Origin of the sequence: Halobacillus litoralis, assembly GCF_009856445.1 — a bacterium.
Classification (GTDB): domain Bacteria; phylum Bacillota; class Bacilli; order Bacillales; family Halobacillaceae; genus Halobacillus; species Halobacillus litoralis.
This window is the reverse complement of record NZ_WMFA01000001.1, coordinates 904,196-917,200: the sequence shown is the minus strand read 5'-3', so window position 1 is coordinate 917,200 and position 13,005 is coordinate 904,196. Positions and strand designations below refer to the sequence as shown.

Here is a 13,005-nt window from a genome sequence, read left to right as displayed (position 1 = left end):
CATACAAACTCAAAAAAGAAAGCTGCCTTACACGGCAGCTTCCTTTTATGCTTTCATTGATTTCTTTTGCAGTTTGAACCAGTATCCTCCGAGGATGCACGCTCCGATGACCATTGTCACTGTGGAAATGAGCATGTGCATGGATGAAGCGAGGACGACGTTTCCTGTAACGACAATAATAAATCCTACCACTGCATTCAGCAGAAGTGAGATCAAATAGGCCCAGGATAACGCGATATGGTATTTGAACCTTGATGCATAAATGACGAACCAAATCGCTGCGACAATGACCACAAAGGTAGCCACCCAGTGTAAGGAATACACGGCATTCGCCACAGATTCACTTGTGATCAAGTACTCCATCGCTGGAATGTCCATCATGACGTTACTTGCACGACTGTGCTTAAAGAATGCTCCGAGAATGACTTGAGCAATATAGGCGATATAGCCGATCAAGAAAGCGCGGTAACTCATGGATACCGATGCCCAGCTCGTCCGGTTCAGCTCGATCTTCTTTTCATGCAGACTGTAACTCAACAAAACTAGAACGATTAACAGCAGCTGACTGAAAGTAACATCAAACGTCGTAAACCCAGGTGGTGTGCCAAGAAGGACGTTTAAACCACCTACGATAGACTGAAATATAAGCAGTGCCAAACTTAGAATAGCTAAAATAAATACAGATTTATTTTTGCGGTATTTATAGATCGCACCAACAGCGTTGAGGCCGGTTAGCATGATAAGCAATGGGACCATCAAACGGTGTGAATACTCTATAATGACGTGATAGTCCGTAATATCAGGAAAGATCTTTCCATTACAGACCGGCCACGTCGTCCCACACGAGTCCCCTGAATCTGTCGCAACGACCAGGTTTCCGAGGATCAACGCGAGAAACGTAACGAATGTTGTTAGAATTGAAAATTTCTTCATCGTCTTACCCTTTCTCTATCTATGATCATGGTGTTTATGAATATTGTTTGTTTCCTAAGTAAATCATATCATGAATTTTAGATGATAGAGAAAGGAAAGCGCCGTCATGAGTCATGAACTTTTTGTGAACGGCGTTTCTTCCTGATTTTACTAAAGAGCAAATAGAGGAGAGAAACCGCAATCAGCATGGTATTGACCATTGAAAAAACGTTCGCATAATGATCATCATCCCAGTAGGAAACAGGGCTTTTAAACGTATAGCTGCTAATCGGATAAAACATAGGAACCGCATCATCATGGTGGGTAAGAATATCAAGGATCACATGCCCAAGCCACCCATAAGAAAAAGCGGTCCACACCGAGAGACTTCTTCCTTTCCAAATTAAAACAAGTACAAAAAAGATTCCCCATATAAACAACGAATGCCCAGCATGACGCAAAATAAAAACGACCGGATGCTCAAACAAATCATGAACTAAACCAAATAAAGACCGCATCGGATCGGCGTCGTCCATCACCTGCCAGGCCTGTCTTCTTACACTTAAATAAAGGAACATGACATAATACACGATATCCGGTGATAGGCTCCCGAAAATAAACCAACCGGTGTACCTTTGTTTTCTTGTTGCAAAAAATGTCCAGTAGCCATGGTGCAGTGTATTCATTCTTCTCCCTCCCCTAACTTCTTGTTTACCCTGATTCACCAGGGGGAATCTAATCCATGGAAAGGAGTCTGAACCTATGACTTATAAAGCCTATGTTTTCGATGCGTATGGAACGTTGTTTGACGTTCATAGCGTCATGAAAAAGATCCATCAATTTTTCCCTGACCAAGGTCCCAAGGTGAGTGAAGAGTGGCGCAGCCGGCAGGTGCACTATTTCCTCGTCCGGCAGTTGATCCAAGGATACAAGCCATTCACCGACATTACCAGGTGGGCGCTTTTAGATGCCCTCGCTTATAGTAATGTGGATGTGAAACCCGATGTCGTGGAAGATCTGATGCACGAATATGAACAACTTCAGCCTTACGATGAGGTCCCTTCTTTGAAGCAAAATCATCAAGAGAAAGCCTTTACCATTTTCTCTAACGGGACACGTTCGATGTTAGAGCCTCTCTTAGAGAACAACCAGTTGAAAGACGACTTTGATTTACTCAGCGCTGATGATATTGAAGTGTTCAAGCCTCACCCGAATGCCTACAGCTACGCCCACGAACAGCTGGGATTTGAAAAAGAAGAGATCCTTTTCTTTTCAAGTAATCCATGGGACATTACGGGAGCAGCGTCCTACGGCTTCCATACGGCCTGGGTGAACCGAAAGCAGCAAAAATGGCCGGAACTAGGAATCAACCCAACGCACACCATTAACAACCTTAATGAAATTCCAGAATAAAAAAGACGGAGCCTCAAGGGGCTCCGCTTTTTATCGATGATTCTCATATAAACGCACCTGATTTTTTCCGTCCCGCTTCCCTTTATAAAGAGCCTTGTCTGCTGACCGGAAAAGGTCATCCAAGGTTTGTCCGCCTTCTGGATAACAGGCAACGCCTATGGAGAAAGAGGAACGGATTTCCTCTCCTTTAACCATATACGGTTCTCTCAATTTCTCGAGAGCTCTCATAGAGACTTCATACATTTGATCACGATCCGCCATGTCTTCCAGTAGAATCGCAAATTCATCGCCGCCGATTCGTCCGACCGAATCTCCCGACCGGATGCACTCTTTCATCCGCTGGCCGACACGGCACAAAAATTCGTCTCCGATTTCATGGCCGAATTCATCGTTGATGCACTTGAACCCGTCCCCATCTAAATAAAGGAGGGCGAATGACTCTCCCGACCGTTCTGCTTTTGCAATGGCCTGCTCGACCCGGTCTTCAAAAAGTCGCCGGTTCGGCAAACCTGTTAAATAGTCGTAAAAAGCAAAACGCTCAAGTTTCTCCTCATAATTTTTCTGCTCGGAAATATCCCGCGCCACAATGACGAAATGGCTGACATGATTCTGTTCACTGACTACCGGCGTCCCCCTGCATTCAAACCAGACAGGCTCTCCATTCTGACTTTTCAATGTCAGGGAAACCGTAAACGCTTCTTTGCTCTTCTCACTCCATTTAAAGGCATGAGTAAGGTTAGTTAAATCAGCAGGCTCGAGCTGCTGCTGCAGTTCTGTTGAAGTCATTTCATTCGGGGCCCTGCCTAAGAATTTCTCTTGTGATGGAGACGCGTAAACCAGTTCTCCCATCGGTGAGAAAACCGAGATTAAATCATTGGAATGATCCGCTATCAGACGGAACTTTTCCTCACTCTGCCTTAAAGCTTCATCGGCCCTCTCTTGTTCCGTCCGGTCCTCAAGAATGGCGTAAATTCCTTCTTTCTGCCCCTCGTTAATAATCGGAACGAGAGAGACTCTTAGAATACGTTCTTCACCATCCATCCAAAAACTCGTTTCAAACCGGGTTCCTTTATGGAAAAAGGATTCTAACAACTGCTTTCTCAACCAACTTCGCTGCTCTTCTGGCACCCATTCGATAATAGACGTTTGCGCCAGAGTTTCCTCCTTTGTTTTCAAAAGGCTCAATGTGGCACGGTTTGCTTTTTTAATCAGCCCCTGGAATGTAAGCGTCATAATAGGCTGCGGGTTATGTTTGAACAACGATCGATAGCGCGATCTGCTCGCTTCCAGCTTCCGCTGAGCGGCCTTATCTTTGGAAATGTCTCTTACAATGGAACTGAGTCCGATCGCCTCCCCGTCCTCGTTCTGAATCGGAGAAATGCTGATGGAAACATCCACGAGTGTCCCGTCTTTTCTTTGACGGACCGTTTCGTACCGGGCGATCGCTCTTTCCTTCCCTTTACGAACAAGTTCCTGCGCTTCTTCTCTCCTGTTCGAGGGTATAAAAGGAAAAGAAGAGGTTTGCATCTCTTCTTTCGTATATCCGTACAGTTCTTCTAATGCATGGTTCGCTTCCAAAATATTTCCCGCCGTATCGACAATTAAAATCGCATCTGTCGTATCCTTCATTAAGGAACGATACATGGCATTGATCCGGCTGAGGTCGCGCTCTTTTTCAATCACATCTGTAATGTTTCTCGTGATCGACACAATGTGCGTCACTTCTCCCGACTCGTCCATGGTCGGCGTCAGCACAGAATGCCCTCTGAACAGTTTTCCATTGACCAGAATTTCATCTTCGTAAGTCAGCGGCTCTTTTTTTCTGACGACCGCTTCATAGGCCTCAATTAAATCTTCGGCTTGTTCCTCACCTAGGAGGTCTTCTATGTATTTACCTTCCCATCCCGCACCTTTAATCGGGGAATGGTTTTTCGCAGAATCATTCATATATACATATTTAAACCGTCTCTCACCGACGACTTCCATAAAAAAGATATAGTCGGATATTCCATCCATAAGCATATGCAACAAGTGTTCATGGGGAATGCGGTCAGCAATCCCTGCTATGATCCCCTGATCCATCCAATCTTTCACCCGTTCCATGGATTATCCCCTCAATCATAAAATCGTATTTACACATGTATACCATGTTATCATGTTAGGTTCCTGCTTCTCTATGTATCTTTCTACCAAAAAAGTCAGAAATCCTTTCCAGATAAGAAAAAAAGCAATGTGCAGCGCACATTGCTTTTGATAGTTATACCGTTTGTTTTTGTTGAGCCTGAGCTTCCGCCTGCGCTTGTTTGATCAAACAGCGCCCTTTGCCATGGGGAATGCACATCGGTGTACCGAAAAGAGGATCCTCTCTTACATCACATAGCATTTCGAATACATGCTGCATCATGTCGCAAGTTACAACATCCTCAGGCTTTCCTTGTGCGAAGACCGTTTTATCTTTCACGGCGATGATATGATCGGCATAACGGCAGGCCAGGTTAATATCATGAAGCACCATAACTACTGTACGTCCATTGTCCTGATTCAAATCAAAGAGCAAATCAAGAATATCAATCTGGTGCGTCATATCTAAATAAGTCGTCGGTTCATCCAATAGAAGAATATCTGTATCCTGAGCAAGAGTCATCGCGATCCACGCACGTTGACGCTGACCGCCGGATAGAGAATCAACCGTTCTGTCTTTCAACTCCATCAAGTTTGTATCTTCAAGCGCACGCGTGACAGCTTTCTCATCTTCGTCCGACCAGCGTTTGGCGAACCCTTGATAAGGATAACGGCCTTGCTTTACAAGCTGATAGACGCTGAGACCTTCAGGAGTTGTCGGACTTTGCGGAAGAATGGCCATCTTTTTCGCCACATCTTTCGTACGCATTTTGGAAATATCTGCGCTATCCAGTACGACTTCTCCTGATTTTGGACGCAATAAACGAGCCATCGAACGAAGCAATGTGGACTTGCCGCAACCGTTTCCACCGATGAGTACAGTGACTTTGCCTTTCGGGATCGTAATATCTAATGAATCTATGATGATGGAATCTCCATAGCCTAAAGTTAAATTATTCGCCAACAGGGTATCCATAATCTGACCTCTCCTTTATGTCTCACGAAATCTATCGCTGTTGGAGCTACACGAAAAATCACGAATTCTATATTTTATCTACTATCTAGTTTATGGGCTCGTTTCCACTCTGTCAATGAATTTGAGAATCATTTTCATCACTGAACTGTGGAAATTGTATGCACGTCACCAGTAAATGAGAACATCTTCCTTCAATCAAAAAGAGGCTCCTTCACCGCTCAGAAGCTCTTACATTTCGGATCAACTGCATGTACTGGACGTCTCCCAGTCCAAATTCCTCAAAAGTTTCAATCATCCGATCTACAAGCTTATCCTCGGATAAATCAGGATGATGTTCGATGAATCTGACAAGCTCATTATCTCTGCCCTTGTATTTCAAGTACAATTCGATGCCCTTGCTAAGCGGGGGAAGAGAAACTTCAGCCGGAGTCGACCGGTTTATAAGGACCTGTTTATACATTGATAGATATCCATTTACATGAAGAGTATAGGTGGCGAGAGGATCGAACTGCTGAGTGACTATACGAAGTTCGACTTTTCCTTCATAACCGATTTGATCAAGCCAGGCCAGGAGAGTAAGAAGATTGATCTGGCAGAACATATCTTCATCAAACCATAACTGAAGATGATCTCGTCCTTCATGGAACACAGCCTCCAGTTTTTCTACAGTGATCCGTCTGTAGTCACTTTCAGAAACGCCATGAGTCAAAGCCCTTGTTTTTATAAATCGGTCTGAGAATATGGTTTCACAGGTCTCACCCGCACACATCGCTTCATTGAAAGGAATCATTGGGTCACCTTCTACAAGTCCCTTGCGTTGAAAAGCCTTTTCCATTTCTTCTCCATTCAAAATATGTAACGTCTGCACCGAAACTCCCCCTTTAAAAATAGAACGGTTATCTTCGAGGCCCAGATAACCGTTCCGATTCCAATTATTTAGAAAATGCCCAAAGATGCTTCATGGGTGGCAGGTTCCACAAACACAAGTCCAAGTTCATAGTGTTCACCTTCATACATCGCACGCTGCACGTAGCGGTTTTCTCCCCATTCATCGCGTACTTCCATTTTTGTAAACGCCCCTGAATTTTGCAGGGCTTCATAAAATTGATTTTCTGTCCTTACAGGGATTGCATTCACTCGTTCGATGACTTCCCCAGGTGTGAGTCCCATCTGATCAGCAGGACTCCTCGGTATGACACCCAGAATACGAATGCCCTTTTTCGTAGAAGAAAAGAACGGGGTTCTCTCTTCGCGCATACGGTGCAACACGAATATAAATTCACGGCCAATCAAGCCGATCATTACAGCTGCAAGGGACAGCACACCTATGAAAAAGCTTCCAATAGCTAGTCCAAGCACGAGGAGCGAGAGTAAGAAAACATGCCGCCCCATCGTTTTTGCCGCGACCACAGGAGACTGCCCGCGAGCTTTCCATTCCCATCCCATAACAAATGGAATAAGAATCAACCCATACGTTTCTCCACCAAATGAAACAAGCGGCCACCACGGGGCAAAAGGTTCAATCATGCCCCCTGGAAACAACGCGAGAAACGGAACGATCGTCATCCTTCTTGACCTGTGCTGGCCAATCCACATTCCACGCGTCCCTTTCAACCGTTCGGGATACGTAAGAGAGGCTGTTGTACGCAGCATCAGGATCGATTCGGTTAATAAAAGGACGGCCATTAAAACCGCCAATGTGTGAAGAGGCGTTTCCTGGAGAACACCGATCCATTCGTAACTACGCACAGATTCAGGGAGATAGGGGATGACAAGTAAGACCAGGTAACTTAACCCCAGCGTATAAGCAGACGAGTACCAGCTCAATCGTCCAGTTAAACTGACAAGGAGCAGAATCCCGGCTATGAGAAGAAGCAACGGGTAACTGAATACCACACCTCCACCAACCGCCAACACGGATAAAACCAAGCCGCTTATGAGGGCCGTTCCCCACGTTCCTTTCCATTCGGTAAAGCGGTCAAAGATTCGTGTGCCAAAAGCCGCTCGTTCCTCTTTGACTCGTTTTCCGGATACGATGAAAATCATCGCTAGTGCTATGTATAAAAATGGGAGAGTGACCATCATCCCCATCCCTTTTGCAAATTCCATCAACCAAACGTCCAACATGATTCTCCTTTCAGTCGTGCCGCACTCTGTTGTCTCTACCCAATAACGAAAAAATCCGCAGTCACAGACTACGGATATAATTCGTCATCCAGCGGCAAATTCCTGCCTATTGAAACAAGACCTCGACCGCTCTCTGCATTTGTTTGTCGTTTTTCTCGTCCCGCACTTCTTTTATAATCGCTTCTTCAAGCTTGCCGCCGGTCTTCTCATCAACAACACCGGTCGCTTCAAGTCCCGCTTCTTCCTGGAAGGCCTGGACAGCAGCTTCTGTATCTTTGCTGTAGTATCCATCTGTGCGGCCCGGATCATGCCCTAGACCTTTCAGCATAATTTGGATGTTTTTCACTTTTTCATCATTGTCATTGTATTGAAGGGATTCTTCCACTTCTACGGGATTCGTGTAAAAGTATTCCGGTTGTTTTACTTTCACTGTCGGTTCGATCCCTTTTTCATGAATCCAATTGCCATCAGGCGTCAACCACTTAAACAAGGTCAGTTTGATGGTACTGCCATCGCCCATCGGTAACGCCTGCTGAACGGTACCCTTACCGAAACTCTTCGTTCCGACAAGATCATAACCGCCCGCTTCCTGCATCGTCGCAGCTAAAATCTCCGAAGCGGATGCACTGCCTTCGTCCATTAAGACGGTAATGGGGTACGGCTTTTTCTCCTCGTTTTCAGAGAAATAACGCGTTTTCTCACCTTTACGGTCTTCCACCTGAACAATCGGCTTATCTTTCGGAATGAACTCTTTCAAAATTTCCTGAACGTCCGTGAACAAGCCTCCAGGATTTCCACGCACATCAATGACCAGCCCGTCCATGTCATCCTTTTCAAGCTTCTCTAAAGCTTCATGGAATTCATCCGAAGTTTTCTCAGAGAAGGAAGTGATTTCAATAATACCGGCTTTTTTGCCATTGATCTCCTTCGTATCGGTGTACACGGTTTCTAATGGAATATCATCACGGGTGATGTCGATGTTCAATGGTTCACTGACTCCTGGACGGTCAATTTGCAGCGTCACTTCTGACCCTTTTTCCCCGCGGATCTTCAGAACCGCTTCATAAAGGTCAAGGCCTTCCACACTGTCGCCATCCACTTTCAAGATCTGATCGTTCGGCTTCAAGCCGGCCTCTTCAGCGGGTGACCCTTTGATAGGTGCGACAATTGTCACCTTATCATTGACCATGCTCACTTCTGCACCAATCCCCTGGAAAGAGGATTCGATCGTCTGGTTGAACTGCTCCATCGTTTCTGGATCCATATACACGCTGTATGGATCCTCGAGCGTATCGAGCATCCCCTGAATCGCCCCTTCAACAAGGGTGTTTTTATCTACTTCTTCTACATAATTTTCCTGAATTGTACTAAATGCCTGTTCCACCTTTTTCAAATCGGCGTTCCCGGACATATTTTGTATGAATGCCTTTTGTTCCTCTTTGGACAAACTCCCGAAGTTCTCCGCATCTTTATCTGCATACTGTTCAGATTGTGCCTGTTCGTTCGTGCCGTCAGCGAAGTATTCTATTCCTATATACGAGCCTGCCGCTCCAAATAGGACCGCTAGCGCCATCAACAGCGCAACGTAGCGCGGTTTTATATTCATCGCATTCACCCTTCTATTGTGGATTTCATGTTCCCTCTATACTAGCAAAAAAGCGCCTTCAACGTAAATCAAGGATTGTTCTCTGAGTTAACATATGCCAAAAATAACGATAGCATGTCCATTTCATTATAGGACATCCCCACCTATCTATCTACCAGTAATTAAACCAGAAACGAGAATCATAGAAATTCGTGTGTGTTTTCAGCTACATAATTTAAAAGTGGGGTACCTGTTATCGGTGATTCATCGTTCGGTGCCAGGTTTGGAATAGGCTTTGTTTGGTGCCTGTCACCTTCTATCACTTTTTGGTGCCTGGCACCACAATCACCTTTCTAGTGCCTGGCACTAAAAAGAAGGAAGCAGGTGCCACACTTCCCAAAAAACAAAAGAAAAAGACCGTCTCCAAACTGAGACAGTCTCTATGCCTTTACATTTCGTAGCCATATTCTCCGTTGCTCTGGTCACGAACGACCATCCCGTCCTCAATGGCAATGACACGCTTACGAATCGTGTTCACAATTTCCTGGCTGTGGGTCGCCATCAATACAGTTGTCCCTGCTTCATTGATTTCTTCAAGGATGTGCATGATCTCCCAGGATGTCTCCGGGTCCAGGTTACCGGTCGGCTCATCAGCGATCAGCACTTTCGGATGGTTCACGATCGCACGGGCAATGGATACACGCTGCTGCTCTCCTCCAGAAAGTTCATCCGGAAGGAAGCGTGCTTTGTTTTTCAAACGCACCTGATCGAGCACGTCCATGACACGGCGACGGATGTTTTGTGGATTTTCTTCAATCACTTCAAGCGCAAAAGCAACGTTCTCATAAACCGTAAGTGTCGGCAACAGACGGAAATCCTGATACACGACACCAATTTGCCGGCGCAATGCCGGAATGCGGCGCTGTTTCATTGTGGAGGTGTCCATGTCGTTCACAAGAACTGTTCCTGTCGTTGGCTTTTCTTCCCTGTAGATCAGCTTCGTAAATGTTGATTTACCGGCACCACTTGGACCTACGACATAGACGAATTCTCCCTGGTCGATACGGATATCCAGTCCGTTCAACGCTGTGACTCCATTCGGATATGTTTTATATACTCCTTGCATATGAATCATGTTAAATCACCTGTATCTCTCATAATGTTAAGTCAGTTGTCTTCTCTCTTGTCTACAAACACATTTATTATAACATTAATTTTCGATTTATTTAGACATGAAATTATTACATTTGTTTTTCATAAGACAGTGATTCGCCTATAGAGCTATTTTTTATAATGAAATTTTTTGCTGCAGCAGACTTAGTTAAAAGCGTACAAAAAAAGTCTGGTGGATGACCAGACTTTTTCACCAGAATCTTATTTCATTGTCGCAAGCCAGCTTGCTACAAGCTGCGCATCGTCATCAGATACTTGCCCTTGAGCAGGCATGCCGCCTTTACCATTTTTAATGATGTCTACGATTTCATCCGCTGAATACTTGGTACCTACTTCAGTCAAGGCTGGTCCCATTCCACCGCCAAGCTCACCACCGTGGCAGGTGGCACAGTTGCTTTCGTACACTTTTTCTGCAGCTGCTGTGTCGACCGTCTCGCCGTCACCACTGTCTGCCGTTCCTTCATCTGTACCTTCACCGGATTCTTCACCAGTTTGTTCTTCTGTCGTTTCATCGTTCGCACTTTCATCTGACGTTCCTTCGTCTCCGCCGCCCCCACAGGCACTTAAGACGAGGATCAGCCCTAAAATTAAGGCAGATAATAGTTTTTTCATTCCAGTATCCCCTCTCGTATTTTGATGAGATATAGAGATATTATAACCGAGTCAGGAGGTTTTGAAACCCTCTCCAAGTACTTCAGTGGCATTCATGGCAACGACAAATGCCCCCGGGTCAACCGTTTTTACGGTTTGTGTCAATTTGATGAATTCATTCTGCTGGACGACACACATGACGACCCGGCGTTCCCGGTCTGTGTAGCCGCCAGCTCCACTTAGTACAGTAACACCGCGATCGATTTGTTCAAAAATAGCCGAACGCACTTCATCGACATCCTCCGTAATGATCATCACGTTCTTCGAAGTATTCAGTCCCACTTGGACAAAGTCGATGGTCCGACTGGTTGCGAATAACCCTATGAGTGCATACAAACCTTCTTCCAGTGAGAAGACAATTGCCGATGTCAGGACAATCATCCCGTCCAGTAAAGCGACACTGATGCCCAGCGGTAAATGTGTGAATTTGTGCAGGACTTGAGCAGCTAAGTCGATCCCGCCTGTTGAGGCCCGTCCTCGGAAAACGATGCCAAGTCCTAGTCCAACGCCCATTCCACCGAAAATCGCGCCAAGTAAAGGATTGGGTGTTGCCGGCGCCATCTCGCTCGTCATTAAGACGAAGAGCGGCAGGGTAACGGTCCCGACGAACGACTTCAGACCAAAGTTCTTTCCTAAGATGACAACGCCCATAATGAAAAGAGGGATATTCAACACCCACTGGACGACACCCGGTTCCCAGCCGAATACACCTTTCGTAATCGTACTGACGCCTGCTACTCCTCCAGAGGCGATGTTGTTCGGTAATAAAAATAAATTGAAGGCTAACGCTACAAAAAATGATCCAAGAATAACTAACCCGTAATCGAGTGCTTGTCTAAGTGCCGGTGGCATCGGCTCCCGACGATATTTTTTTGCCATCATCATCATGCTGTTCGACTCTCCCTATGTATCGTTCTCCATAAACCGTAAGGAGTATAACACTAGGGCATCCTCCTGTAAATGAGAGCAGAATAACGTGTTAACACGGTAAAGGAGCAAGATGTCGTATTCCTGTTAGTTTTTGCTTCCTCTCCCCTTCTATACAAAAAGCGACGGGCCTCAAGACCCGCCGCCTGCTTTTATGAATTCATCGATTCCTGTTTTTCCATAATCTCTGCTAGTAAGGCAAGAACATCGTCGCGCATGTTGTCCCTTTCCATTGCAATGGCGAGGGTCGTTTTTATAAAACCAAGCTGGTCCCCGACATCATACCGCTCACCTTCAAACTCATACCCGTACACAGGCTGATCAAGGTTCAAACGCTCAATGGCATCGGTTAACTGGATCTCTCCACCTCTTCCCTCTTCCTGAGTGGCAAGCAGATCCATGATTTCAGGCGCGAACACATAACGGCCGATGATTGCCAAGTTTGACGGCGCTTCACCGACAGCCGGCTTTTCAACAAAGTGCTTCACTTGATAGCGTCGGCCCTCTTGTTTTTCAGGCGCAATGATCCCGTAGCGATCGGTTTCATCTTCCGGCACTTGTTTGACACCGATGACTGATGATTGCGTTTCTTCATACTGGTCGATCAACTGCTTCAGGCAAGGTTCATCCGAACGGACGATGTCGTCTCCAAGCAGGACGGCAAACGGTTCGTCTCCGATAAACTTGCGGGCACACCAGACGGCATGTCCCAGCCCTTTCGGTTCTTTCTGGCGAATATAATGAATGTCAACTTCAGCCGATTGCTGAACTTCCTCAAGGAGATCAAGCTTTCCTTTTTTATAAAGATTATCCTCAAGTTCAAACGCATGATCGAAGTGATCCTCAATCGCACGCTTCCCTTTTCCTGTTACGATGATAATATCCTCAATACCTGACTGGATCGCTTCTTCTACGATATATTGAATCGTCGGCTTATCGACGACCGGAAGCATCTCTTTCGGCATCGCCTTTGTTGCGGGTAAAAAACGTGTGCCGAGTCCAGCTGCAGGAATGATTGCTTTTTTCACCTTCATTCTTTATTCGCTCCTTCGTATGTAAGATAACTTCATAGTAGCAAAAATAGTCATAGGTGAACAGAAAAAAGACGCTCACTATTGTG

12 protein-coding genes are annotated in these 13,005 nt (G+C 45.6%); 1 reads left to right on the top strand and 11 read right to left on the bottom strand.

What is annotated here, in order from left to right:
• Positions 1-45: 45 nt before the first annotated feature.
• Together GLW00_RS04180 and GLW00_RS04175 are read right to left on the bottom strand one after the other, a co-directional pair.
• Complete coding sequence (locus GLW00_RS04180) at positions 46-933, bottom strand: COX15/CtaA family protein (RefSeq protein WP_160911474.1); 888 nt, start codon at positions 931-933, stop codon at positions 46-48.
• A 104-nt stretch (positions 934-1,037) separates the two neighbouring features.
• On the bottom strand, positions 1,038-1,598 hold the full coding sequence (locus GLW00_RS04175; RefSeq protein ID WP_160911472.1) for a zinc dependent phospholipase C family protein: 561 nt from the start codon (positions 1,596-1,598) through the stop codon (positions 1,038-1,040).
• 76 nt (positions 1,599-1,674) lie between these two features.
• Between GLW00_RS04175 and GLW00_RS04170 the strand changes: the two genes are divergently transcribed.
• Positions 1,675-2,325, top strand: coding sequence for a haloacid dehalogenase type II (locus GLW00_RS04170; RefSeq protein ID WP_160911470.1), 651 nt, complete (start codon positions 1,675-1,677; stop codon positions 2,323-2,325).
• A gap of 30 nt (positions 2,326-2,355) precedes the next feature.
• Here GLW00_RS04170 and GLW00_RS04165 read toward each other — a convergent pair whose 3' ends face one another.
• The 9 genes from GLW00_RS04165 to galU form a co-directional block, all read right to left on the bottom strand.
• A complete protein-coding gene (locus tag GLW00_RS04165) occupies positions 2,356-4,428 on the bottom strand; it encodes a sensor domain-containing diguanylate cyclase (RefSeq protein ID WP_160911468.1) in 2,073 nt (690 codons plus the stop codon).
• A gap of 154 nt (positions 4,429-4,582) precedes the next feature.
• Positions 4,583-5,422 (bottom strand): ABC transporter ATP-binding protein, encoded by an 840-nt coding sequence (locus GLW00_RS04160; protein ID WP_146816949.1) that lies wholly within the window; start codon positions 5,420-5,422, stop codon positions 4,583-4,585.
• A gap of 211 nt (positions 5,423-5,633) precedes the next feature.
• Positions 5,634-6,290, bottom strand: coding sequence for an AraC family transcriptional regulator (locus GLW00_RS04155; RefSeq protein WP_160911466.1), 657 nt, complete (start codon positions 6,288-6,290; stop codon positions 5,634-5,636).
• Positions 6,291-6,358: 68 nt separating this feature from the next.
• Complete coding sequence (locus GLW00_RS04150) at positions 6,359-7,549, bottom strand: PDZ domain-containing protein (RefSeq protein WP_237417409.1); 1,191 nt, start codon at positions 7,547-7,549, stop codon at positions 6,359-6,361.
• A 106-nt stretch (positions 7,550-7,655) separates the two neighbouring features.
• Positions 7,656-9,155, bottom strand: coding sequence for a S41 family peptidase (locus GLW00_RS04145; protein WP_160911463.1), 1,500 nt, complete (start codon positions 9,153-9,155; stop codon positions 7,656-7,658).
• A gap of 427 nt (positions 9,156-9,582) precedes the next feature.
• On the bottom strand, positions 9,583-10,269 hold the full coding sequence (ftsE, locus tag GLW00_RS04140) for a cell division ATP-binding protein FtsE (protein ID WP_160911461.1): 687 nt from the start codon (positions 10,267-10,269) through the stop codon (positions 9,583-9,585).
• 239 nt (positions 10,270-10,508) lie between these two features.
• On the bottom strand, positions 10,509-10,919 hold the full coding sequence (locus GLW00_RS04135) for a c-type cytochrome (protein WP_160911459.1): 411 nt from the start codon (positions 10,917-10,919) through the stop codon (positions 10,509-10,511).
• 51 nt (positions 10,920-10,970) lie between these two features.
• Entirely contained in the window at positions 10,971-11,810 is an 840-nt protein-coding gene (locus GLW00_RS04130) for a YitT family protein (protein WP_439108889.1), read from the bottom strand.
• 227 nt (positions 11,811-12,037) lie between these two features.
• Positions 12,038-12,919 (bottom strand): UTP--glucose-1-phosphate uridylyltransferase GalU, encoded by an 882-nt coding sequence (gene galU / locus GLW00_RS04125; RefSeq protein ID WP_160911455.1) that lies wholly within the window; start codon positions 12,917-12,919, stop codon positions 12,038-12,040.
• Positions 12,920-13,005: the final 86 nt, after the last annotated feature.

Coding starts and splice junctions, on each gene's coding strand:
- ftsE (WP_160911461.1), bottom strand. CDS start 10,269: ATGATTCATATGCAAGGAGTATATAAAACATATCCGAATGGAGTCACA.
- GLW00_RS04135 (WP_160911459.1), bottom strand. CDS start 10,919: ATGAAAAAACTATTATCTGCCTTAATTTTAGGGCTGATCCTCGTCTTA.
- GLW00_RS04145 (WP_160911463.1), bottom strand. CDS start 9,155: ATGAATATAAAACCGCGCTACGTTGCGCTGTTGATGGCGCTAGCGGTC.
- GLW00_RS04130 (WP_439108889.1), bottom strand. CDS start 11,810: ATGCCACCGGCACTTAGACAAGCACTCGATTACGGGTTAGTTATTCTT.
- GLW00_RS04170 (WP_160911470.1), top strand. CDS start 1,675: ATGACTTATAAAGCCTATGTTTTCGATGCGTATGGAACGTTGTTTGAC.
- GLW00_RS04180 (WP_160911474.1), bottom strand. CDS start 933: ATGAAGAAATTTTCAATTCTAACAACATTCGTTACGTTTCTCGCGTTG.
- GLW00_RS04165 (WP_160911468.1), bottom strand. CDS start 4,428: ATGGAACGGGTGAAAGATTGGATGGATCAGGGGATCATAGCAGGGATT.
- GLW00_RS04175 (WP_160911472.1), bottom strand. CDS start 1,598: ATGAATACACTGCACCATGGCTACTGGACATTTTTTGCAACAAGAAAA.
- GLW00_RS04150 (WP_237417409.1), bottom strand. CDS start 7,549: ATGTTGGACGTTTGGTTGATGGAATTTGCAAAAGGGATGGGGATGATG.
- galU (WP_160911455.1), bottom strand. CDS start 12,919: ATGAAGGTGAAAAAAGCAATCATTCCTGCAGCTGGACTCGGCACACGT.
- GLW00_RS04160 (WP_146816949.1), bottom strand. CDS start 5,422: ATGGATACCCTGTTGGCGAATAATTTAACTTTAGGCTATGGAGATTCC.